Annotated in this window: 19 protein-coding genes; 8 read left to right on the top strand and 11 right to left on the bottom strand. The window is 68.4% G+C overall.

The window, feature by feature from the left end; all coding sequences use genetic code 11:
* Positions 1-214: 214 nt before the first annotated feature.
* The 10 genes from CFB45_RS29040 to CFB45_RS28995 form a co-directional block, all read right to left on the bottom strand.
* Positions 215-1,246, bottom strand: a complete 1,032-nt coding sequence (locus CFB45_RS29040) for an acyltransferase family protein (protein ID WP_089428510.1) — start codon at positions 1,244-1,246, stop codon at positions 215-217.
* A gap of 7 nt (positions 1,247-1,253) precedes the next feature.
* Positions 1,254-2,381, bottom strand: a complete 1,128-nt coding sequence (locus CFB45_RS29035) for a hypothetical protein (RefSeq protein WP_089428509.1) — start codon at positions 2,379-2,381, stop codon at positions 1,254-1,256.
* The gene (locus CFB45_RS29030; protein ID WP_089428508.1) at positions 2,371-3,663 is read right to left on the bottom strand and encodes a polysaccharide biosynthesis protein; all 1,293 of its coding nucleotides are present in this window, start codon (positions 3,661-3,663) and stop codon (positions 2,371-2,373) included. Before CFB45_RS29030 ends, CFB45_RS29035 begins: the two co-directional genes overlap by 11 nt.
* Positions 3,657-4,859 carry a polysaccharide pyruvyl transferase family protein gene (locus tag CFB45_RS29025; RefSeq protein ID WP_089428507.1) on the bottom strand — a complete coding sequence of 401 codons (1,203 nt, stop codon included), beginning with the start codon at positions 4,857-4,859 and terminating at the stop codon, positions 3,657-3,659. The genes CFB45_RS29030 and CFB45_RS29025 overlap by 7 nt, the downstream gene beginning before the upstream one ends.
* Positions 4,856-6,103, bottom strand: a complete 1,248-nt coding sequence (locus tag CFB45_RS29020) for a glycosyltransferase family 4 protein (protein ID WP_089428506.1) — start codon at positions 6,101-6,103, stop codon at positions 4,856-4,858. Before CFB45_RS29020 ends, CFB45_RS29025 begins: the two co-directional genes overlap by 4 nt.
* Entirely contained in the window at positions 6,100-8,394 is a 2,295-nt protein-coding gene (locus CFB45_RS29015; protein ID WP_089429191.1) for a polysaccharide biosynthesis tyrosine autokinase, read from the bottom strand. Before CFB45_RS29015 ends, CFB45_RS29020 begins: the two co-directional genes overlap by 4 nt.
* On the bottom strand, positions 8,391-8,870 hold the full coding sequence (locus CFB45_RS29010) for a low molecular weight protein-tyrosine-phosphatase (RefSeq protein ID WP_089428505.1): 480 nt from the start codon (positions 8,868-8,870) through the stop codon (positions 8,391-8,393). Before CFB45_RS29010 ends, CFB45_RS29015 begins: the two co-directional genes overlap by 4 nt.
* Complete coding sequence (locus CFB45_RS29005; protein ID WP_089428504.1) at positions 8,867-10,036, bottom strand: polysaccharide biosynthesis/export family protein; 1,170 nt, start codon at positions 10,034-10,036, stop codon at positions 8,867-8,869. The genes CFB45_RS29010 and CFB45_RS29005 overlap by 4 nt, the downstream gene beginning before the upstream one ends.
* 52 nt (positions 10,037-10,088) lie before the next feature.
* Positions 10,089-11,501 (bottom strand): undecaprenyl-phosphate glucose phosphotransferase, encoded by a 1,413-nt coding sequence (locus CFB45_RS29000; protein WP_089428503.1) that lies wholly within the window; start codon positions 11,499-11,501, stop codon positions 10,089-10,091.
* 594 nt (positions 11,502-12,095) lie between these two features.
* On the bottom strand, positions 12,096-13,112 hold the full coding sequence (locus CFB45_RS28995) for a 1-aminocyclopropane-1-carboxylate deaminase (RefSeq protein ID WP_089428502.1): 1,017 nt from the start codon (positions 13,110-13,112) through the stop codon (positions 12,096-12,098).
* 197 nt (positions 13,113-13,309) lie between these two features.
* Here CFB45_RS28995 and CFB45_RS28990 point away from each other — a divergent pair, with 197 nt between their 5' ends.
* The 3 genes from CFB45_RS28990 to CFB45_RS28980 all read left to right on the top strand — a co-directional run bounded on the left by CFB45_RS28990 (position 13,310) and on the right by CFB45_RS28980 (position 16,322).
* Positions 13,310-13,810 carry an Lrp/AsnC family transcriptional regulator gene (locus tag CFB45_RS28990; protein WP_089428501.1) on the top strand — a complete coding sequence of 167 codons (501 nt, stop codon included), beginning with the start codon at positions 13,310-13,312 and terminating at the stop codon, positions 13,808-13,810.
* Positions 13,811-14,053: 243 nt separating this feature from the next.
* Entirely contained in the window at positions 14,054-15,775 is a 1,722-nt protein-coding gene (gene poxB / locus CFB45_RS28985; RefSeq protein WP_089428500.1) for a ubiquinone-dependent pyruvate dehydrogenase, read from the top strand.
* Between the two features lie 106 nt (positions 15,776-15,881).
* Positions 15,882-16,322, top strand: coding sequence for a GNAT family N-acetyltransferase (locus CFB45_RS28980; protein WP_089428499.1), 441 nt, complete (start codon positions 15,882-15,884; stop codon positions 16,320-16,322).
* A gap of 38 nt (positions 16,323-16,360) precedes the next feature.
* Here the strand turns inward: CFB45_RS28980 and CFB45_RS28975 are convergent, their stop codons facing one another.
* Positions 16,361-17,278 carry a LysR family transcriptional regulator gene (locus CFB45_RS28975; protein ID WP_089428498.1) on the bottom strand — a complete coding sequence of 306 codons (918 nt, stop codon included), beginning with the start codon at positions 17,276-17,278 and terminating at the stop codon, positions 16,361-16,363.
* Positions 17,279-17,397: 119 nt separating this feature from the next.
* Between CFB45_RS28975 and CFB45_RS28970 the strand changes: the two genes are divergently transcribed.
* The 5 genes from CFB45_RS28970 (at position 17,398) to CFB45_RS28950 (ending at position 22,984) form a co-directional block, all read left to right on the top strand.
* Entirely contained in the window at positions 17,398-18,381 is a 984-nt protein-coding gene (locus CFB45_RS28970; protein ID WP_089428497.1) for an aldo/keto reductase, read from the top strand.
* Between the two features lie 226 nt (positions 18,382-18,607).
* On the top strand, positions 18,608-19,198 hold the full coding sequence (locus CFB45_RS28965; RefSeq protein ID WP_089428496.1) for a class I SAM-dependent methyltransferase: 591 nt from the start codon (positions 18,608-18,610) through the stop codon (positions 19,196-19,198).
* A 154-nt stretch (positions 19,199-19,352) separates the two neighbouring features.
* Positions 19,353-20,786 (top strand): alkaline phosphatase, encoded by a 1,434-nt coding sequence (locus CFB45_RS28960; protein WP_089428495.1) that lies wholly within the window; start codon positions 19,353-19,355, stop codon positions 20,784-20,786.
* 32 nt (positions 20,787-20,818) lie between these two features.
* On the top strand, positions 20,819-22,210 hold the full coding sequence (locus CFB45_RS28955) for an alkaline phosphatase (RefSeq protein ID WP_089428494.1): 1,392 nt from the start codon (positions 20,819-20,821) through the stop codon (positions 22,208-22,210).
* Positions 22,211-22,243: 33 nt separating this feature from the next.
* Positions 22,244-22,984 carry a hypothetical protein gene (locus CFB45_RS28950; RefSeq protein WP_089428493.1) on the top strand — a complete coding sequence of 247 codons (741 nt, stop codon included), beginning with the start codon at positions 22,244-22,246 and terminating at the stop codon, positions 22,982-22,984.
* Positions 22,985-23,073 lie beyond the last annotated feature (89 nt).

Here is a 23,073-nt window from a genome sequence, read left to right as displayed (position 1 = left end):
CGGGCGTCCCGGGCACGGCGTCAAGAGAATAGATGATGCGGATTTTCGACCTCGATCGGTTGCGCCTTTGGGCCGATGCATGGTCTTTCGCCTCGGCCGTTTGGAATGCCGAGGATGTTACGAAATGCTTCCTTGGATGAATATGGAACAAGTACGAGTGACTTGTCCCCATCATTCATTCTTGTCAGATTATTCGATTCACTTGCATCCGAGCTCAGGATGCCGATGCGTGGCGTCTCCACGACAGCCGCTTCAATGCAGCAAGCATCGGTCGCTCGATCCATGCATGACAGGCGTAGCCGCACGCGCAAACAGCGGCCAGCGTCGCGACCACGGCCGCCATGCCCGACCCCGTGCCGGCATCGAGACGCACGCCGACGATCTTGTTCGTCGCGCCGATCACATACGGATGCAGCAAATAGATCGAATAGCTCGCATCGCCGAGCCGGGCGAGCGTCGCGTTTCGAATGGTCCAGCCCCACCGGTCGAGCGCGACCGCGGCGACGATCAATACGCAGGCCGGCACGCCCCACCAGAAGACACGTTCAAAGCCGGCCGGCGTGCCGAACAGGGTGGCGGCGAGCGGTATCGCCGCGAGCGCCGTTGCGGCCACCGCGAGCCACGCGACGCGCGGAAGACTTCCCGCGATGCCGGTTTCCAGAAGGCGACAGGCGAGCACGCCGAGCCCGAATTCGAGCACGAACGGCTGGCCAAGATGGGCGACGACTTCGCTAGCCGGGCCGCCGGCGGCCACGTATGCGCAGAGCAGCGCAAGCGCGAGCGCCGAGAACGTCGTTGCATGACGGGCGCGAACGAACCCCATCGATCCGGCGATGACGAGGTAGAACAGCATCTCGTATTCGAGCGTCCAGCCGTTGAGGTTCAGCGGCCCCCAATGGCCGTTCTCCTTCACGTAGGGCACGAACAGCAGCGACTTGACGAGATAGTCGATGCCGGCCGTCGTCGAATTCAGCCAGTGAGGCTTCACGACCGCGATCGCGAACACGCCGAGCGTGGTCAGCCAGTAGAGCGGCACGATCCGGATCAGGCGCTTGCGCAGGAAGTCGCGTCCCTCGCGCGGCGTGACGACGGACATGATGAAGCCGCTGATGACGAAGAAGACATCGACACCGGCCTGTCCGAACGGAAGCACGCCCATGTGATAACCGACGACGGCGAGCGCCGCGAACGCACGTGCGCACTGGAGGTTACGGAAGAGGCCGGAATGGAAGGGGAAGGTCTGCATGTCGAGTTCAGCGGGTGGTGTCCGTGTGCGGCCGGTGATCGACCTTCGGCTTGGTTGGCGCGTTCGGTTGCCGCGTCCCGTTCATCGCTGCATCGCGCTTCGACCGGCACCGACCGGCCCGCGAATCGAATCCCGCGAACTGAAGCGCGCACAGCAACGCGACGCTCGACAGGTGGCGTGTGTAGCTGCCGAGATCGGGTTCGAACAGCATCGATACGGCGACGTGCCCGATGACGACACAGGCGAGCAGGTCGCGCGCCGGATGCGAGCCATGCCGTGCACGACGCCACACGGCGGCCAGCACGATCCACACGAACAGCTGCATCGCGAGTTCCTTGGGTCCCACGTCGAACAGCAGCGGCAGATTCAACCGCAGCACCCCATACGCATAGTTCGCGCAGAAGGCAACGAACGAATCGGGCACGACCGGGTTGTAGAAACTCGTGCGCGCGCCGAACGGCGAACCATAGGCGAGATAGTCGGCCGCCATGTCGCGAGGATGCTGGAGCAGGTAGTACACGTCCGACGGCAGCAGGAACAGCGTGATCGCACCCGCGCCGATCAGCAGCGTCTTGCCGCGCCATGACACGTGCCGGAACAGGAACGCGGCCAGCGCGATCGCGAGAATCAGCGCGAAGTAGCTGCGCACGACGGCCGCGTAGCCGGCATAGAGCGCAACGACGGCCACGAAGGTCCACGCGGTCGAGCGCCGCTGCGCGATGCCGGCCAGCACGAGCGCGATCAGCACGACGAGCGTGTCCTTGCTCGCGACGAACAGGTTGAAGAACACGCACGGCGCCAGCAGCACGACGGTCGCGGCCAGCGACCCGAGGCGCCGGCCTTCGCCGACGATCCGCCAGATGAACACCGTGCCGATCGCGGCAACGAACAGCGACGTGCCGGCCGGGCCGAGCAGTGCATAGAACTTCGCGACCGCATCGAACGAGGTGCCCTCGTAGGTGCTGCCGCCGCCGATCTGGCTCTGGATCTTCTCCGCATCGCGGAACACGAACTCGGGCAGGAACGTGTCGGCCTTCGCGTAGACGATCCAGTAGACGAACACGATCATCGCGCCGACCGCGCGCGTCACGCCGCGGCTCAGTGCCGGGCCACCGGCAATCAGGTTACGCAGCATGCAGGGCCGCCTCCTTGCGCGTGGCCGCGCGGGACCGGCCGGTGCGCGCGACGATCAGCGCCAGCGTGGCGACGATGCCGGCGCTGGCTGCCAGATGCGCGATGGCCGCGCCCATCGCGCCGGCGTGAGCGATCAGGGTCCACGCAAGCGGCAGGTACGACAGCGTGAGCGCGATCATCGACAGCATCACGGCGACACCGGTACGCAGCGCGATCGCGGCCGTCCACAGCACGTCCGCCGCGCCGCGCAGCACGAACGACACGAGCAGGGTCGCGAGCAGCGCGAACTGGCCGGTGGCGGCCGGTTCGTGCGCGAGCGCGAGCAGGTCGCGATGCAGTGCAAGGACCGCGGCCGCCGCGATCGAGGTGACGGCCACGCTGGCCATCGTCGCTCGAGCGGCCAGCCGGGAGAAGGCATGCGGCGCGTCGGCCAGCACGCGCACGAAGCGCGGGCCGGCCGTCACGACGACGCTCGAGAACGCGAGTGCCTGGATCGCGTTGGCGATCGACCACGCGAACACGTACCGGCCGAGTGCATCGGCGCTCAGGTGGCCGCCGCCGATGAACCGCTCCGCGTATTGCAGCGACGCGAGGACGATGCCGGCCACGTAGAACGGCAACCCATGCCACCAGACCGACACCACGCCGCGTTCGCGCGCGGCCGGTGCGTGAGCCGTCCGCGGGCTGCCGCGCGCCTCGCGTGCCGCCCGGCGGATACGCCACCACGCAAGCGCGACGACGCACGCATTGGCCGCGAACCACAGGGCCAGGACCGCATCGATCGAATCCAGCGCACCGACGAGCAGGCCCGCGCACGCGAGGCCGGCCCACGCGCCCGTGCGGACGAACAGCAGCAGCGAGCCGGCGCGCGGTCGATGCAGCGAGAACAGCCAGCCGTTCGCCTCGAATGCCGCGTGCTCGGACAGCGCGACGAACAGCACGCACCACGCGAGCCGCGTCGACAGGCCGAAGCGGACGAGCAGGCCGGCGTCGCCGTTGCTCGTCGCAATGGCGAGCGTCGCAATGAGCAGCAGGTAGAGCCCGCCGTACGCGAGGCAGAGGGTGCGCATCGCGCCGAACGCGGACAACGGATCGGCTTCGCTGAGCCGCCGGTTGAGTTCGGGGCTGAAGCCGAGGCCGAGCAGTTTCGACGCGATCACGGTCGCGGCGACCGCAAGCCCGTACGCGGCGACCGCGTCGAAGCCGAGCGTGCGCGCGACGACGATCGCGAGCGCGAATTTCAGGCCGAGCGCCAGGCCGCGCAGCAGCAGGCGCGTCAGCATGGCGTGACCTCGTCGGCTTCGATGGCCGTATCGATGTCGGAATCGGCCCGATGGGCGGCGCGCAGCGTGTCGATCACGCGCGCGCGTGCGGCGCGGATGCGTGCGAAGCCGCCCTGCGCGGCCTGCCAGAACGCCGTAGCCGCGCCGGGCGCGAGGATCGTCCGGCAGACGCGCGCCGGATCGAACTCCGCGCCGTTGACGACCCAGTCATCGAGTTTCATGTCCGCATACGCGCCGAAGCCCTTGCGTTCATAGCTGACGTGGAACGCGGGGACGCCATGCAGGATCGATTCCAGCGCGCCGTGCAGGCGAACCGACACCGTGACGTCCGGCCGGTCGGTTTCGAGAAGCGTCTTGAGCGGCGTCAGTGGTTCCTCGATGCCGAGGCTGCGGTAGTACGCGGGGTCGTCGTTGCCGCGCCCCGTGCTTTGCACGGCAAAGCTGACCCGGCACGTCGCGCGCACCTGTTCGACCAGCTGCGCGATCGATGCGTCATAGCGCGCGCGTCGTGTCGCGCTCCAGGCGGGGGCGCGGCGCAGCACGAAGGCGACATGGCGGACGGTGTCCCGCGTCGGCGCGGCCTGCCGAAGGATGGACTCGCCGCGATGTCCGAAGTCGAGCACCGCGAGATCGGGCGCGCGCCGCGTGTTGGGATTCGCGGCGAGGAAGGCGGCCGAACGGTCGTCGCGCACGAACACCGTATCGAACGCGCCGAGCAGTGACTGCAGATGCGTGCCGACGGCGCGCGAGGACAGCACCGGGCCGATGCTTTGCGGCAGATAGACGGCGGGCTTGCCGGACGCGCGCGCGGCCCGCATTTGCAGCAGGTGGCCGGCTTCGAGCTTGAGCGCTTCGAGGGCGGTGCGTGCGCGCAGATAGCCGCCGCCGACGCCGACGATCAGGTCGACTTCGTCGAGCAGGCCGCGCAGTGCGTTCAACCTGCGGTTCATTCGAATGGGCAGCGCGGCAGCGGCGGCACCGACGAGCCGGCGCTTGCCGCGTTCCGCGAGCACGGGCGCTGCCCATACGTCGTCGTACGCCGGAAACGAAGCCGGATCGGCCGCGACGATCGACACGCGGACGGCATCGCCGAAGGCTTCACGGAGCAGGCCGACGGACAGGTCGACCAGCAGGCCGTCACCGGAATTGCGGGCGCTATACGCGTGCAGCAGCGCGACGTGAGTAGGGTGCGTCATTCCGGACCTCGTCTGGAAAGGGTGTGATAGAGGTCGAGCGTGTGCGCGACCATCGTTTCGGCGGAGAAGTGACCGAAGGCCGCTGCGCAGTTCGCGCGCATCGCGTCGCGTGCGGCCGGATCGTTGGCGAGCGCGACGATCGCGCGGGCGAAACGCGTGGTGTCGTCTTCGTTCTGCACCACGACGCCGATGTCATGCGTGGCGATCAGCTCGGTCGCGCCGGACACCTGCGTGGCGACGATGGGCACGCGGGCCGCCATCGCTTCGAGGCACACGTAGGGAAAGCCTTCGTAGCGGCTCGGCAACGCGAACAGGTCGAAAGCGGAGAAATAGCGGCTCGCCTGGTTCACGCGGCCGACGACGTGAAGATTCGGCGGCAGATCGTCGGCCTCGTCGCCGGCCGCTGCGATGAAGTCGCCGGAACCGATCGCGACGATCTGCACCGAGCGGCCGCAGTGGCGATACACGCCGCGCGCGATCCGCACGAGACGATCGATGCCTTTCTGATGATCGAAGCGCCCGACGAAACCGACGACGCGTGCGTCGAGCGCGATGCCGAGTGCGTGTCGTGCTTCCTCGCGCGACATCAGGGCGGGCGGCCGGACGCCGTTGACGATCGTCTTGATCCGTGCGGCCGGAATGCCGAGCGCTTCGTTCAGGTGTTGCGCCTCGTCGTGCGACACGGCGACGATCCGGTGCGTGCAGAGGCGGCCGAGCAGCCGCTCGATCGTTCCGTAGACGCGGCGCTGGCGGTTGCCCAGCGTCGGGTTCAGCGTATAGACCGCGTGCGGCGTGTAGACCTGCCGCCACGGCCCGACGCACAGGCGCGCGATCGCCCCGGCTTTCGAGCTGTGGCTGTGCACGATGTCGGGACGGATGCGCAGCAGGTGGCGATAGACGTGGCCGACCGCGAGCGCGTCGCGCCAGCCGACCGCGCGCTGCATCGGCACCGCCTGCACGCTTGCGCAGCGCGACAGCACGTGCGCATCGAGGATCGTGGCGTCGAAACGCGGGCCGTGCGGCACGATCAGGTGCAGTTCGATATCGTCGGCGGCGCTCAGTCCGTCGATCAGGTCGGCGAGATGGACGGCCACGCCGCCGCCCGCGGCTTCGACGACGAGGGCGATTCGCAGGCGCGCCGCGCGGGCCGGCGCGTGCCGGGCGCGCAATCCGGTTGCGGCGGAAGCGGCTGCCGGTGCGACATCGTGGCTTGCGGCGCGTTCGAGGTGACGGGTATCGCTCATCGCGGCTCTCCCCGGCGGTGCGACACGAGTGCGCGCAGCGTGCGGACGACCGACGAGGCCAGTCCGCAGCGCGACGGCGCGTAACGATATTGCGTATAGCGATAGGCGCCGTAGCGCGAGCCGTACCGGCCGACGTGCGGATCGACGCCGTTGAGCAGCACGCCGCTCGCGGCGACACCGTTGTGCGCGAGGCGGCGCATGGTTTCGTCCAGCTCGGCGACGCGTGTCGACGCGGCGCGCGCCGTGAGCAGCACGGTGCCGGCGTGGCGGCCGAGCGTGACGGCGTCGGTCACCGCGAGAATCGGCGCCGCGTCGATCACGACGACGTCATAGCGGGCCGACAGCGCGTCGAGCAGGGCGGGGACGCGTTCGTCGTCAAGCAGTTCGGACGGATGCGCGGGCACCGCGCCGGTCGGGATGAAGTCGAGGCAAGGCACCACGTCGCGGTGGGTCACGTCGGCCGGCGCGGCCGTGCCGGACAGCAACTCGGCGAAGCCGCGCTCGCGCGGGACGCCGAGCGATTCGTGCAGATGACCCTTGCGCAGGTCGCCGTCGACGAGCAGCACGCGCTCGCCGTTGGCCGCGAGCAGCGCCGCGAAGTTCGCCGCGACGAACGACTTGCCCGCGCCCGGCGCGGGGCCGGTCAGCAGCAGCACGTTGTTGCGCGCGCCCTGCATCGCGAAGCGCAGCGCCGTGCGCAGGCTCCGCAGGCTTTCCACGGCAGGATCGTGCGGGTGCCGCGCACTCAGCAGGTTCGGCCCCGGTGCGTGCTGCGCGATGCGTCGCGCCATCTGCCGCTGCGCCGCCGAGTCGGGAATCGTCGCGTAGACGTCGATGTCGAGATGCCGCTCGATCTCGTCCGCGTGGCGGACGCCGCCGAACAGGAAGTCGCGCGCAAAGGCGAGCGCGATGCCGAACGCGAGCCCGATCAGCGCCGCCGCTGCGATGACGAACGGCCGCTTCGGGCGCACGGGATCCTCGGGCACGATCGCCGTATCGACGAGCCGCACGCTGCCGGTCTTGCCGGCCTTGACCAGTTCGAGCTGCTGCGTGTTCGCGAGCAGCGCCGTATAGAGATCGGTGTCGACCTTCACGTCGAGCATCAGCCGCACGGCGTTCTGCTGCAGGTCGGGCAGCCGTCGCACCTGGTGCTCGAAGCCGCGTTGCTCGCGGCCGAGCGTGGCGATCTGCGCGTCGAGCGCGACCATGTCGGGGTGGCCCGGCGCGAAGCGCGTGGCCATTTCGTCGCGCTTCTGCTGCAGTTCGAGGCGGCGCGTGGTCGCGTCGGCCGTCTGCTGCAGGATCAGCTTCGCTTCCTCGGTCAGGTCGATCGTGCCGTTCGCGTTGCGCAGGTCTGTGTAGCGCTGCTCGGAGTCCTGCAGTTGGCGCTTGAGCACCGGCAGTTGCGCGTTGAGGAACGCGAGCGATTGCGCCGCGTCGGCGGACTTGCGCTCGATGTGCTGGCGCACGTAGTGGTTCGCCACCGCCTGAAGCTGCGACTGGATCCGTTGCGGGTCGGGGCCGCGCAGTGTCGCGACGATCACGCCCGACTGCTTGATCTTCTCCTGCACGTCGAGGCCGCGCCGCAGCGTGTCGATCGTCTCGGCACGCGATTCGCGTACGAGCGTGAAGCGGGTGGCAGGATTCGCGTCTATGTGCGCGATTTCGAGTGCGATCGGGCCGCTGGCGGTCGGGAACATCTCCAGGTGCCCGATGCGGCCGGTGACGGCCGACGGCAGCGCGGATCCGGTCAGCCGGTAGCGCTGGCTGTCGAGCCGCGTCAGTTCGAAGCGCTCGCCCTCGAGTGCCCGGGGGACGTCGAAGCGGGCGGCCACGATCGCTTCCTCGCCCCACGCATAGCCGCCGAAACCGAGGAGGCCGGGGGGCGCGAGGCCGGTGTTGAAGCGCGACACGAAATCGCCGACCAGCGGAAAGCGCTTCGGCTGCGCGACGATGTAGCTGCGCAACTCGTCGACGGCGCGCGTGACGACGAGCCGCGACGCGAGAATCTGCGCTTCGGCCGCGGCGCTCGACTTGATGTCGAACAGCGACGACACGTCGCCGAGCATGCTTTTTGCAGCGGACGTGTCGCCGCTGTCCTCGACCTGGAGCAGGATGTCGGCCTGGTATTGCGGCGGGGCGAGAAACGCGTACAGCGTGCCGGCGCCGACGCAGGCGGCGGTAGCGAGCGCGATCAGCCAGCGCTGGGCGGCGAGCACGTCGACGACGCCGGCGAGGTCGAGCTCGGCGCCGCGATCGTGCGATCGTTCGCGGGAAACGGGTGAGGTCATCGATTCGGTCCGGAAAGCGGGGTGGAGGAGGAAGCGGCCGGCGCGATGCGCGCGCACCACGCGTCGACACCGCGCTCGATGAGCTGCAGGCTGTGTTCGAACGACGCGCGCGGGCCGAGATAGGGGTCGGGGATGTCGAAGCCATGCGCGGCGGCGCCGAGGCGGAACACGCGGCCGCACAGGAACGGGTGGCGGCGCTCGAGCCAGCGCTTCTGCTCGAGGTCCATCGTCAGGATCAGGTCGGCGCGCGTGACATGCCGTGTCGACACCTGGCGCGCGCGGTGCGGGGCGAGGTCGAGGCCGCGCTCGCCCATCAGGTCGATGGCGTGCGGGTCGGCGGGCTGGCCGTCGAGTGCGCCGATGCCGGCCGACCGCACGTCGACGCCGGGCAGGCGCGCGCCGAGCAGCGCCTGCGCCATCGGGCTGCGGCAGACGTTGCCGACGCACACGACGAGCAGCGTGGCGATGGCGCTCATTTGACGGCGAGCGCCGCGGTGGCGCTGGTGTTGACGCCGGGCAGCAGCAGGCTCAGCACGCGGCTGAAGCGCACCAGGCCGTTGCCGTCGACGTAGACGATGTCCTTCGGCTGCAGCGCGAACTCGTTGGCGAGCACCATCGACACCGGCGAGCGCGCGTCGAGGTGGAACACCTGCGGATCGCCCGTCTGCGAGCCGCGGATCACGAACATCTGCGCGGCGTCGGCGGTATTCGCGTTCACGCTGCCGGCCTGCGACAGCGCGTCCGACAGCGTCAGCCGGCCGTCGCGCAGCGGCACCGCGAGCGACGGCTTGTTCACTTCGCCCATCACGTACACGCCGTAATCGCTGCGCGACGGCACGTGCAGCAGGTCGCCGGCAGCCAGCACGACGTCGGCCGGATTGCGGCCGTCGCGCAGCATGCGCGTCAGGTCGAGCGGATAGGACACCCCGTCGCGCACCAGCGTCATGCGGCTCTGGTCGGCGCCCGTGCCGAGCCCGCCCGCGCGGCCGAGCGCTTCGTAGAGCGTCATCGGCACGTCGTTGACGGGCTGCGCACCGGGCGTGCGGACTTCGCCGTCGATATAGACCTGCTGAGAGCGGAACGACGCGACGCGCAGCGTCACTTGCGGATGGCGATAGACGCGCGACAGCGCGGCGGCGAGGCGGGCCTGCGCGGCGTCGGCCGTGAGGCCCGCGACTGGCACGCTGCCGGCGAACGGGAACGCCACGTTGCCGTGCGGATCGACGACGAAGCCCGCGACCGGGTCGGCCGCGCGCGGCGCGTTCTGCTGCGCGGCGCCTTGCGCGGCCGCGAGTTCGGGGTGATCCCAGACGGTGATCTGCAGCACGTCGCCGGCGCCGAGGCGGTAAGCGCCGGGCGTGGCTGCCAGCGGGCCGGGCGGCAGGTTCGGCTGCTGCGCGGCCTGCGCGTCGAGCTGGCGGATCAGGCTGGCGTCGATCGTCGTGATCCGGAACGGCAGGGCACTCGCGTTGGCGTCAGCGTGCCCGGCCGGCCGGCCGTCGGTCGTGGTGGTCGGTGCGCTCATCTGCATGCCGGGTGCGAATGCACAGGCCGACAGCGCGACGCTGACCGCTGCGGCCAGCAGCGTGCGCACGCGGTAGGGACGTGCGGATCCAGCCCGCTCGATCGTGGCGGAAGTCATCAGTCATCCTTATCGTGGTGCGGCGACGCGCGATGGCGGTGCCGCGTGCGTATCAGTACGCGTTGCGGTGAGACCAGCCGCGCAGGGCGGTGGCCAGGACGATGCGCATGTCGAGGGCGAACGACCAGTTGCGCAGGTAGTGGAGATCGGCTTCGACGCGGCGCTGCATTTTTTCGACGCGGTCGGTCTCGCCGCGCAGGCCGTTGATCTGCGCCCATCCGGTGATGCCGGGCTTGACGCGGTAGCGGTGGATGTAGCCGTCGACGATCTTCCGGTAGAGGTCGTCGTGTTCGAGCGCGTGCGGGCGCGGGCCGACGACCGACATCTCGCCGCGCAGCACGTTGAGGAACTGCGGCAGCTCGTCGAGGCTCGTGCGACGCAGGAACGCGCCGACCCGCGTGATGCGCGGATCGGCGCGCGTCGCCTGGCACACTTCGCCGCCCGCGTCGTGCAGCCGCATCGTGCGGAACTTGAAGATCGTGAACGCCTGGCCGTCCGCGCCCTTGCGCTGCTGGCGGAACAGCACGGGGCCGTTCGACGACAGCCGGACCGCCGCGGCGATCGCGAGCAGCAGCGGCGCCAGGCCGACGAGGACGGTGGCCGCGAACACGCGATCGAAGATCGCCTTGTGCAGCAGCGCGCGCGACGACAGCGGCGACGCGACCAGGTTGATCGCCGGTGCGCCGACGAGGTCGATCATCTCGCCGTCGAACATCGCGAGCTTGCTGACGTCGGGCACGAAGCGGATGTTGACGAGATCGTCGCGGAACGCGTCGAGCACGGCCATCACGATGCGCGCCTCGCCGATCGGCAGCGCGAGCCAGACTTCGGGAATCGCGTGCGTGCGGACATGCTGGGCGAACGTATCGAGATCGCAAAAGCGCGGCATGCCGTCGGGGCTCGTCGGGTTGGCGCTGGCGATATCGAACGTCGCGGCTGCGCGGAATCCGGCCGACGGTGCGCTGGCGATGCGGTCGAGGACGGCGTCGCGATGGGCGCCGGTGCCGACGATCGCGACGAGACGATCGCTTTCCTGCGGGCGGCCGATCCGTTCGAGCGTCGTGCCGGCGACGACGCGCGATGCGACGAGCGCGATGCCGCTCGTCGCCGTCCAGAGCAGGTACCAGGGCAGCGGAATGGCCAGCGTCGGCGCGAGCACCCGCATCACGAGCGCCGCGCCGGCCTGCGCCGCCAGCCACGCGAACGCGGTCAGCAGCGCGGTGCGGTGCGTGGGGGTACGGGCGGGCGCGTGATAGAGGCGGAATGCGGGAAACAGCAGCAGCGCAAAGGTCGCCGCGCAGGCAACGGCGGCCAGTTCCGACGACCGATCGACGTCCGGGCCATGCAACACGAGCGCGGCGGCCAGCGCGCCGAACGAGATCAGTGCGACGTCAGCGATACGCGCGATCAGGCCGCCGGCGGTACGCGCTGTGTGCGCGTGCCGTGGTTCGAATGACATATCCATATACCCTTCTGCTGCCGTTCTGATTTAAAGGGACGCCCGTCGTTCCGATCGCGACGCGAAACCGCACGCTCGGCCGTAGCGGAGCGCGGCCGCTGTTTCCACTGCATGGGAAATGCCACCGGGGAAGGAGACGCTGCCTGGGGTGCCGGTCGACCTGATGCGCCGCAACGGTGCTATCCGAGCCTCGCGCGATGAAGGACGAATGCTTGCGAAACGTTGCGGCCGACACGACAGGGTCAATTTTCGGGAAGCGGGGGCCCGATTTAAATAGAACGCCTACTAAATGCCGTGTAAAAGGATTAGTACGTGTACGAATAAGCCGGATTGCTGTCCGAATGGGCGATTGACGAGTCGGACACGTCTTTAGAAAGACGCGCGATGTCGGCGCGCCGAGGCGAACGATTCGCAACGGAAGGAAAGCGGCGGGCTAGACAGCGAGGGTTGGGGGCAGCCGAAGAAATGGCGTGCGGGAGGGCGGACGTGTGTAGGGGGCAACGACAACGACAACGACAACGACAACGGCGATCCGGGCGATCGCCGTGATCCAGGTGCCGGCGCGCGACTTTGGCGCACCGGCGTTTCATCTCGAATGCCTCAACCGTTCCGGAAAATCTCGCTATACGCGCTCAACGCCGGCACGCCGCCGAGATGGGCATACAGCACCTTCGACCCCGGCTCGAATTCCCCGAGCCGTACCTTGTCGATCATCCCGTGCATCGACTTCCCTTCGTAGACCGGATCCGTCAGCATGCCTTCGAGCCGCGCGCACAGGCGAATCGCTTCGAGCGTGCCGTCGTTCGGCAGCCCGTATTCGGGGCCGGCGTAGCGCGTGTCGAGCACCACGTCCGCGGCGGTGATCGGCCGGCCCAGATCGACGAGTTCGGCGGTGTGCCGCGCGATGCGCGTGATCTGCTCGTGCGTGCGCTCGGGCGTGGCCGATGCGTCGATCCCGATCACGCGGTCGGCCCGCCCGTCGGCCGCGAAGCCGACGACCATCCCCGCCTGCGTGCTGCCCGTCACCGAGCACACGACGATGTAGTCGAACCTGAAGCCGAGTTGCGCCTCCTGCGCACGCACTTCTTCCGCGAACCCGACGAAGCCGAGCCCGCCGAGCGGATGCTCGGAACAGCCGGCCGGGATCGGGTAAGGCTTGCCGCCCGCCTGCCGCACGCGCTCCATCGCTTCTTCCCAACTGCGGCGAATGCCGATGTCGAAGCCGTCGGACACGAGCCGCACGTCCGCGCCCATCATGCGCGACAGCTGGATGTTGCCGACCCGGTCGTACACCGGATCGTCGTAGTTGACCCAGTGCTCCTGCACGAGCACGCATTTCATCCCCAGATGCGCGGCGACGGCGGCGACCTGGCGCGTCTGGTTCGATTGCACGCCGCCGATCGACACGAGCGTATCCGCGCCCTGCGCGAGCGCATCGGGGACGAGGTATTCGAGCTTGCGCGTCTTGTTGCCGCCGAACGCGAGGCCGCTGTTGCAGTCCTCGCGCTTCGCATACAGCTCGACCTTGCCGCCGAGGTGTTCGCTCAGGCGCTTGAGCGGCTGGATCGGCGTCGGGCCGAACGTGAGCGGATAACGGGCGAAACGTTGCAGGTTCATCGGCGGGCTCCGGAAAGCAGGGGGCAGGGCGGGAAATCGGTTCGCTCGGTTGCGGCCGGCAGGCCGTGTTCCGACCAGAAAAATGATAGGCAGAAGCGCGAGAAATGAGCTTGCGAAATAAATTGCACCGGCCTACGTTATGGACGATACGAGAACATGACAAGCAATTTTGATTCGCAGAACAGGAGGGCGACGCAATGAAATTAGATCGAGACAGCGCATCGCCGGCCGACGCCGCACCGGCGCTCGATCGCATCGACCGCGCGATCCTGCGGCAGTTGCAGCAGGACGCGTCGATCTCCAACGTGAGCCTCGCGGCGAAGGTGAAGCTGAGTGCGCCGGCGTGCCTGCGGCGCGTCGAGCGGTTGAAGGAAATGGGGCTGATCCGCGGCATCGTTGCGCTGCTCGACCCGAAGCTGCTCGGTGCGGGGATGCTGGTCGTGATCGGCTTCGTGCTGGATCGCTCGACGCCCGAAGCGTTCGCCGCGTTCGAGAAGGCCGCGCAGAAAGTGTCGGGGTGCGTCGAGTGTCACGTCGTGACCGGCGAATTCGACTACTTCATGCTGGTGCGCACGCGCGACAACGACAGCTTCAACCGGTTGCACGCCGAACAGCTGCTGTACCTGCCGGGGGTGCGGCAGGTGCGCTCGTTCATGGTGCTCAAGGAGATTCTGTCGACGCATGCGCTGCCGTTGTAAACAGGCGTGTTCGACGAATGCGCGCCGGACTGGCGCTTGCCATCCCCGTCAACCCGTCCATTTGCCGACGAAACGGCGACAGTCGCCCGACACCGCCGAAAGGGACCGAACGAGACGCACCCAAGCGCGTCGCATCTTCACGACGCGGCGCGAAACGATCGCGTATGCTCGTCCGTTCGGTGGCGCAGGCGGCCACCGCAGCCGATTCATTCGTGTGACGACCCATCAACGAGCGAGGACAGCATGGCCAAACAGACGATGGCGGAGTATCTGGCGAAGACGCTGGCGGCAGCCGGCGTCGAGCGCATCTGGGGCGTGACGGGCGACAGCCTGAACGGCCTGTCGTTCAGCCTGAGCCAGATCGGCTCGATCCGCTGGATGCATACGCGGCACGAGGAAAGCGCCGCGTTCGCGGCCGGCGCGGATGCCGCGTCGACCGGGCGGCTCGCCGTGTGCGCGGGCAGCTGCGGCCCCGGCAACCTGCACCTGATCAACGGCCTCTACGACTGCCACCGCAATCACCAGCCGGTGCTCGCGATCGCCGCGCACATTCCGTCGACCGAGATCGGCCTCGGCTACTTCCAGGAAACCCATCCGCAGGAACTGTTCCGCGAATGCAGCCATTTCGCGGAGCTGGTGACGAACGCGTCGCAGTTCCCGCGCGTGCTCGCGCGCGCGATGCGCACCGCGATCGACGAGCGCGGCGTCGCGGTGATCGTGCTGCCGGGCGACATCGCGCTCGGCGACGGCCCGGAAGAGCCGGCGGCGTGGAGCGAAGCGGCGCCGCCGTCGATCCTGCCGGCCGATGCCGATCTCGACCGGCTCGCGGCGCTGCTCAACGCGTCCGACGCGGTCACGCTGCTGTGCGGCAGCGGCACGCAGGGCGCGCACGACGAGGTGGTCGCGCTGGCCGATACGCTCGGCGCGCCGGTCGTGCATGCGCTGCGCGGCAAGCAGTTCGTCGAATGGGATAACCCGTTCGATGTGGGGATGACGGGGCTGATCGGCTTCAGCTCGGGCTATCACGCGATGGAATCGTGCGACACGCTGCTGATGCTCGGCACGGATTTCCCGTACCGGCCGTTCTATCCGTCGAACGCGAAGATTGCGCAGATCGACTGGAAGGGCTCGCAGCTCGGCCATCGCGCGCCGCTCGCGCTCGGCCTCGTCGGCACCGTGAAGGAAACGATCGCGGCGCTGCTGCCGCGCTTGACGCGCAAGACGCAGCGGCGTTTCCTCGAGAATGCGTTGAAGCACTACGCGGCGGCGCGCAAGGGGCTCGACGATCTCGCGGTGGCCGAGCCGCCGGGCCGCGCGATCCATCCGCAATACCTGACGAAGATCGTCGACGAAGTCGCGGCGGAAGACGCGATCTTCACGGCCGACGTCGGCACGCCGACGCTGTGGGCCGCGCGCTACCTGACGATGAACGGCAAGCGTCAATTGCACGGTTCGTTCAATCACGGCTCGATGGCGAACGCGATGCCGCAGGCGCTCGGCGCGCAGGGGGCGCATCCGGGGCGTCAGGTGGTGTCGTTGTCGGGCGACGGCGGGCTGTCGATGCTGCTCGGCGATCTGCTGACCGCGCGACAGCTCAAGCTGCCGATCAAGATCGTCGTGTACAACAACAGCCTGCTCGGCTTCGTGTCGATGGAGCTGAAGGCGGCCGGCTATCTCGACACGAACGTCGACCTGAGCCCGACCGACTTCGCGGCGATCGCGAAGGGCGCGGGCATCTTCAGCGTGCGCGTCGAGCACTCGGAGAACGTCGAAGAAGCGCTGCGCATGGCGTTCGCGCATGACGGGCCGGCGGTCGTCGACGTCGTCACGTCGAAGTACGAGCTCGCGATGCCGCCGAAGATCGAACTCGCGCATGCGAAGGGCTTCAGCCTGTTCATGCTGCGCGCGATCCTCAGCGGACGCGGCGACGAGATCGTCGAGCTGGCGAGAACCAATCTGCGGTAATGCGGTGCCGCGCGCGATGCTGCGGGCAGCGCGCGCGGCGTAACCCATCGACGAACGTGCCGGGGTGCGTTCGTCTTCGCAGCACGCATTGAACAACACAAGCAACATGGCAATCGAGATTCGCGCCTACGAGGCATCCGACCTGCACACGCTGTCGGCCATCTGGTTCGACGCGTCGCTGCTTGCGCATCCGTTTCTCGGCGAGGCGCGGCTGCGCGAGCAGCGCACGCTGATCGAACAGGTTTATCTACCCAACGCGGAAACCTGGGTCGCGTGGCGTGGCGGCGAACCGGTCGGCTTCATCGGTCTGCTCGATGGTTCAATCGGCGGATTGTTCGTCGCGCCGGCGTTGCACGGCCACGGGATCGGCCGCGCGCTGGTCGAGCATGCGCTCGCGCTCAAGGGCACGCTCGATCTGGAGGTGTATGCCGACAATCGCGATGCCCGCGCGTTCTATGCACGGCTCGGCTTCGACGAAATTTCGCGGCGCGACGAGGACGACGAAGGCCTGCCGTTCGCGAACATCCTGATGCGCGCCACGCGCTGAGCGTGTGCTGCGCGGCCGGGCATCAGCCGCGATTGCGCTCAGGCAGGCGCTGCTTCGCGCCCCGCGGCCACCCACTCACGCACGGCCTCGACGAACAGCCGCAGCGCCGCCGGCGGATGCCGGTTCGCCGGATAGTAGAGGTACAGCGCGCCGAAATCCTGGCTCCATTCCGGCAAGACATGCACGAGCCGCCCGGCGGCGACATGATCGGCCACGCGCGATTCCGTGACCCACGCGATGCCGATGCCGGCCAGCGCGGCGTCGATCATCAGCCCCTGGTTGCCGAGCGTCATCGGCCCGTCGACGTCCACGCTGACGCGCTTGCCCTTGCGGATCAGGTCCCATCGATAGAGCGCGCCGCTTTCGAACCGGTAGCGGATGCACCGATGATCCACGAGATCCTGCGGGCGGGCCGGCGGCGCGTGCCGTGACAGGTAGTCGGGCGACGCCACCGCGACGAAGCGGATCGTGTCGCCGAACTTCACCGCGATCATGTCGCGGGGCACGTCTTCGTGAACGCGGATGCCGGCGTCGAAGCCGTGCTCGACGATGTCGATCAGCCGCGAATCGGTGACGAATTCGACGTGGATGTCCGGATAACGGGCGACGAACGCGGGCAGCACATGCCGGATCAGCGGGCGCGCCGACGCTTCCGATGCGCTGATGCGGATCTGGCCGGATGGCCGGTTGCGGGCGGTGGCCGCGTCGTTCAGCGCGTCTTCGAGATCGGCCACCGCGGGCCGCACACGCAGCAGCAACTGCTCGCCGGCCTCCGTCAGCGCGACAGAGCGCGTGGTGCGGTTGAAGAGACGCACGCCGAGCCGCGCTTCGAGGTGGCGGACCGCATGGCTCAGTGCCGACGGCGATACGCCCAGGATGCGCGCCGCGCCGCTGAAGCTGCGCTGTTCCGCGATCGTGATGAAGGTCGTCAGTTCGCCGATGCCGGTGCGGAGCATTTGTGAATTTTCCTCAGTAACGCATGAAATGGTACGCCGATTGTTGAGCCGTATCCATCAACCTACACTGGCTTCCTCGGCATCCCGTCGATCCTTTTCAACTTCAGCAGGAGAGCGTCATGCAAAAGCGCATGCTTGGTAAGAGCGGCCTCGAAGTCTCGGCAATCGGGCTGGGCTGCATGGGATTGAGTTACGGCTACGGCCCCGCGACCGACACCGCGAGCGGCATCGCGTTGATCCGCGCGGCGTTCGAGCGAGGCGTGACGTTCTTCGACACGGCGGAAGCGTATGGCCCGTTCGTCAACGAGGAACTGGTCGGCGAGGCGCTCGCGCCGTTTCGCGACCAGGTCGTGATCGCCACCAAGTTCGGTTTCGAGGACGGCCAGCCGATGAAGGGCGTCGACAGCCGGCCGTCGCATATCCGCGAGGTGGCCGACGCGGCGCTGAAGCGGCTGAAGGTCGATCGCATCGACCTGTTCTACCAGCATCGCGTCGATCCGAACGTGCCGATCGAGGAGGTAGCCGGGACAGTCAAGGACCTGATCCGCGAAGGCAAGGTCGCGCATTTCGGGCTGTCGGAAGCCGGTGAGCAGACGATTCGCCGCGCGCACGCGGTGCAGCCGGTCGCCGCGCTGCAAAGCGAGTACTCGCTGTGGTGGCGCGAGCCGGAGGCGCGGATCCTGCCGACGCTCGAGGAACTCGGGATCGGCTTCGTGCCGTTCAGCCCGCTCGGCAAAGGTTTCCTGACCGGCGCGATCGATGCGAACACGACGTTCGCGGAGAACGATTTCCGCAATGTCGTGCCGCGCTTCTCGGAGGAGAACCGCAAGGCGAACGCGGGCCTCGTCGACCTGCTCGGCCGGATCGCGACCGACAAGGGCGCGACGCGCGCGCAGATCGCGCTGGCGTGGCTGCTGGCCCGCAAGCCGTGGATCGTGCCGATCCCGGGCACGACGAAGCTGCACCGGCTAGACGAGAACGTGGGCGCGGCCGCCGTCGTGCTGACGGCCGACGATCTTGCCGCGATCGAGACCGCACTGCAGCAGATCCGGGTCGTCGGCGAGCGCTATCCCGCGCATTTCCAGCAGCGCATCGACCGCTGACCGGGCGTGCGCCAGCTGATCCGGCACGAATTGGTCAGGCAAATCAGGGTCAATCTTCACGTCAGCTTAAGTTTGCGTTTCCTAGAATCGATTGACCGTCGCGTGTACAGCGACGGACCGATTCGCCCAGGAGGATGCGCATGAACCCTACCCGTTTCGCCGTAGCCCAGTTCCGCGCGGTCATCGGCACGCCGCCGCTGACCGCGCAAGCGCCGGAGGCCCGCCGATGATGTGGCCGAACGCGTGGCGTGTCTCGGCACTGTTCGTGCGCGAGTGGGTCGGCCGTCCGGCCGCGGTGGGCGCGTTGTGCCCGAGTTCGCGGCAGCTGGCGCGCGAAATGGCCGACGCGGTGCCGGACGGCCACGGGCTGGTCGTCGAGCTCGGCGGCGGTACCGGCGCGATCACCGCGGCGTTGCTCGAACGCGGTGTCGCGCCGCGGCGGCTCGTGGTGGTCGAACGTTCGCCGGCGTTCGTCCAGCATCTGCGGCGACGCTTTCCGGGCATCACGATCGTGTCGGGCGACGCGCGGCAGCTCGAACGGCTGCTGCCGACCGAGGCACGCGTCGACGCGATCGTGTCGTGCCTGCCGCTGCGCACGCTGCCGCGTCAGGACGTGACGGCCATCATCGACCAGTGCCATCGCGTGCTGTCGGCCGACGGCGTGATGATTCAGTTCACGTACGACCTGCGGCCGCCCGGCCGTCATCCGCTCGGCGATTCGGCATTTGTTGCCTGCGGCAGCCGGATCGTGTGGGCAAACATACCGCCCGCGCGCATCGTGACCGTGCGCAGCGTCGCCGCCGAACACGCGGAATGACGTCGTCGCGCGTGGGGCGCCCGATCGTGGCGCCTCGCTCTCGCCTTTCATAAATCCTTCTAATCCTTCCAATTGCCATTCATATTGCCGTCACATCAGGTTCCTACCATCGCCTTTCATTTCGAAAGCATCAATGGCGGGGGGAGCGGGCAACATGAATCGAATCAAACTGGCGGCGCTGCTGTGCGCGGGCGCCTTTGCACTGGCCGGATGCGGCAGCGACGACGGCCCGACCAGCACGGCGCCCGCGCCCGTGCAGGCGGCGGCGCGCAACGTGATCTTTTTCCTCGGCGACGGCATGGGGATCACGACGCTGACGGCCGCGCGCATCTACGCGGTCGGTGAAGACGGCGCGCTCACGATCGACACGCTGCCCGAAACCGCGTTCGTGAAGACCTATTCCAACGATGCGCAGGTGACGGACAGCGCACCGTCGATGTCGGCGTACATGACCGGCGTCAAGACCAACAACGAAGTGATCTCGATGTCGCCCGACACGAAGGCGATCGAGCCGACCGCGAGCCTCACCGGCAACTGCGGCGCGAACAACGGCAAATCGGCTGCGACGCTGCTCGAGATCGCGAAGGCGCAGGGGCTGGCCACCGGTGTCGTGACGACCACGCGCGTCACGCACGCCACGCCGGCGGCGACGTATGCGCACGTGTGCCATCGCGACGCCGAGAACGACATCGCCGCGCAGCTCGTGCCGGGCGGCGCGGGCTACAACGGCGCGCTGGGCGACGGCGTCGACGTCGTGCTCGGCGGCGGCACGCAATTCTTCGTGCCGAAGGACGGCGGCGGCAAGCGCACCGACGGCCGCAACCTGGTCAACGAGCTGAAGGCGAAGGGCTATGCGGTCGCGCAGAACCGCGACGACCTGCTGGCCGCTGATGCGACGAAGGGCGGCAAGCTGGTCGGCCTGTTCGCGTCGAGCCACATGAGCTACGACCTCGATCGCGGCGCGACCAAGGAGCCGAGCCTCACCGACATGGCGACGCGCGCGCTCGACGTGCTGCAGAAGAACCCGAACGGCTATTTCCTGATGGTCGAAGGCGGCCGGATCGACCACGCGCTGCACGACACCAACGCGAAGCGCGCGCTGCAGGACACGGTCGCGTTCGACAACGCGATCAAGGCCACGATCGACAAGGTGCGCAAGACCGATCCCGACCTGAAGAACACGCTGATCGTCGTGACGGCCGATCACGACCACACGCTGGTGCTGAACGGCTATGCGGCGCGCACCGGCAAGACCGAGGCGGGCAAGCCCGGCGTGCTGGGCGTGCTGCGCAGCTACCAGACCGGCGCGGTCGCGAAGGATGCGGACGGCGCGCCGTACACGATCATCGGCTTCGGCAACGGCGAGAACCGCGTGCAGGGCAGCCGCGCGGGCACCGCGCTCACCGACGCGGTGACGGGCGCCGACGACTATCGCCAGGAGGCGGTCGTGCGCATGGACAAGGGCAGCGAGACGCACGGCGGCACCGATGTGTTCCTCGGTGCGATCGGCCGCGGCGCGGATGCGTTCCACGGCGTGATCGAGAACAACAAGGTCTTCGAGCTGGTGCGCAACGCGGTGCAGCTGTGAGCGCCGACCAAACGGGTACAGGGGAATACAGGATGTCGACCATCAAGTGCATCGCGGCGGCGCTGGCCGTCGCGGGTTTCGCGTGCGGCGCGGCGCAGGCCGCCGGCCAGGCGAAGAACGTGATTTTCTTTCTCGGCGACGGCATGGGGCCGACGACCGTGACGGCGAGCCGGATCTACAAGGTCGGCGAGTCGGGACAACTGACGATGGAGAAGCTGGCCCGCACCGCGCGCGTCAAGACCTTCTCGAACGACGCGCAGACGACCGACAGCGCACCGTCGATGGCCGCGTATATGACCGGCGTGAAGATGAACAACGAAGTGCTGTCGATGTCGTCGGACACGCGCGCGGTCGCGCCGGGCAACGACGTCAACGGCAACAAGACCGTCAACAACTGCGCGCCGGGCAACGGCCAGCCGGTCGCGACGCTGCTGGAACTCGCGAAGGCGCGCGGCAAGGCGGTGGGTGCGATCACGACGACGGAACTCACGCACGCGACGCCCGCCGCGACCTATTCGCACATCTGCCATCGCGACGCGCAGTACGACATCGCCGCGCAGGCGGCGCCGGGCGGCGCGGGTTACAACGCGGCGCTCGGCGACGGCGTCGACGTGCTGATGGGCGGCGGCCGCAACCACTGGACGCCGTTCGATCCGGTGGCGAACAAGCGCGGCCGCGCGGACGGGCGCAACCTGCTCAACGAGATGAAGGCGAAGGGCTACACGGTCGTCGCGACCCGCGATCAGCTCGCGCAGGCCGGCAACGGCAAGCTGGTCGGTCTCTTCAGTTCGACGAGCCACCTCGAGTACGAACTCGACCGTGTCGCGGGCAAGGGCGAAGGGCCGACGCAGCCGAGCCTCGCCGAGATGACGTCGAAGGCGATCGACGTGCTGTCGAAGAATTCGAACGGCTATTTCCTGATGGTCGAAGGCGGCCGGATCGATCACGCGCTGCACGGCACCAACGCGAAGCGTGCGCTGGAGGACACGGCGGCGTTCGACGAGGCGATCCGCGTCGCGTTGTCGAAGGTCGACCTGTCGAACACGCTGATCGTCGTGACGGCCGACCACGACCACACGATGACGATCAACGGCTATTCGAAGCGCGGCAACCCGATTCTCGACATCAGCCGCAACTATCGCGACGGCCAGCCGAGCAAGGACGCCGACGGCAACACCTACACGACGCTGGTGTTCGGCAACGGCGCGAACCGGCCGAACGTGCGCGCGTCGGTCGACTCGGCCACCGCGACGAATGAGGCGTATCTGCAGGAAGTCGGGGTGCGGATGGGCAGCGCAGGCTCGGAGACGCACGGCGGCGGCGACGTGATGCTGTTCGCCGACGGCGCGGACGCGAAGGCGTTCAAGGGCACGATCGACAACACGAAGGTGTTCGGTCTCGTGCGCTCGGCGTTCGGTTTCTGACTCCGTTGACTGCATGAGGAACGGGAACGCCCGATGAAACGTCAGCTTCTCTGCGTGCTCGCCTGTGGGTGGGTTGCGCTGCCGGCCCTCGCAGCGGCCGATCTCGACGCCGTGCTGCTGCACGAGAGCCGCACGGTGTCGGCCGACGGCGTGACGCGCACGACGATGTATCGCGAACGGATGGTGCGCCGTGACGGGCACGTGTGGGTCGAACGCGTGCTGCCCGTCGCGGCGGCGGGTGGTCACGGTAATGATCACGACCACGACCACGACCACGACGCGGGCGTTCGCACCGGCGTGCAGCCGGCCGCTGCCCACGCGGGCCACAAGCACTTCAACTTCCAGGCGGCCGCGCGGCACGTGACGTACGACGGCAAGACGGCGCGCATCGAGTACGTGGACGCGGCGAACCGGACGGTCGTCAGCGTGCCGCCGGCCGAGTACGAAACCACGGGCTTCGACGGCTCGTGGGACAACGCGTACTACGTCACGCCGCCGTCGCAGTTGAAGCGGCTCGCGGTGGCGAAGCGCGGCGACGTGCCCGGCACCCGCTGGTACGAGCAGGCGGTCGACACGCCCGGCGCGCGCGGCGTGAACCGGATCCTGTGGAGCGAGACGCTGCAGGCGCCGCTGTCGGTCGAGTACCGGAGCGCCGACGGCCGCGTCGTGCGCAAGCTGACCCTGACACCGGCGGCGGCCGCGCGGCGGGAGACGTTGCCGTGGCAGGCGCTCGCCAGCTATACGCGCAAGGAATACGCGGATTATCTCGACTGATCGACGAGGTCGACCGTCTGTACGCGGGGCTTGCGGTCAGGCCGGCCGGTATCGTCAAGCGATACGGCCGGGCCCTGGCCGATTTTTTT

The organism is Burkholderia sp. HI2500 (genome assembly GCF_002223055.1).
In the GTDB taxonomy this organism is placed as follows: Bacteria; Pseudomonadota; Gammaproteobacteria; order Burkholderiales; family Burkholderiaceae; genus Burkholderia.
Note: the sequence above shows the minus strand (reverse complement) of the source record. Positions and strands in the feature narration are given on the sequence as shown.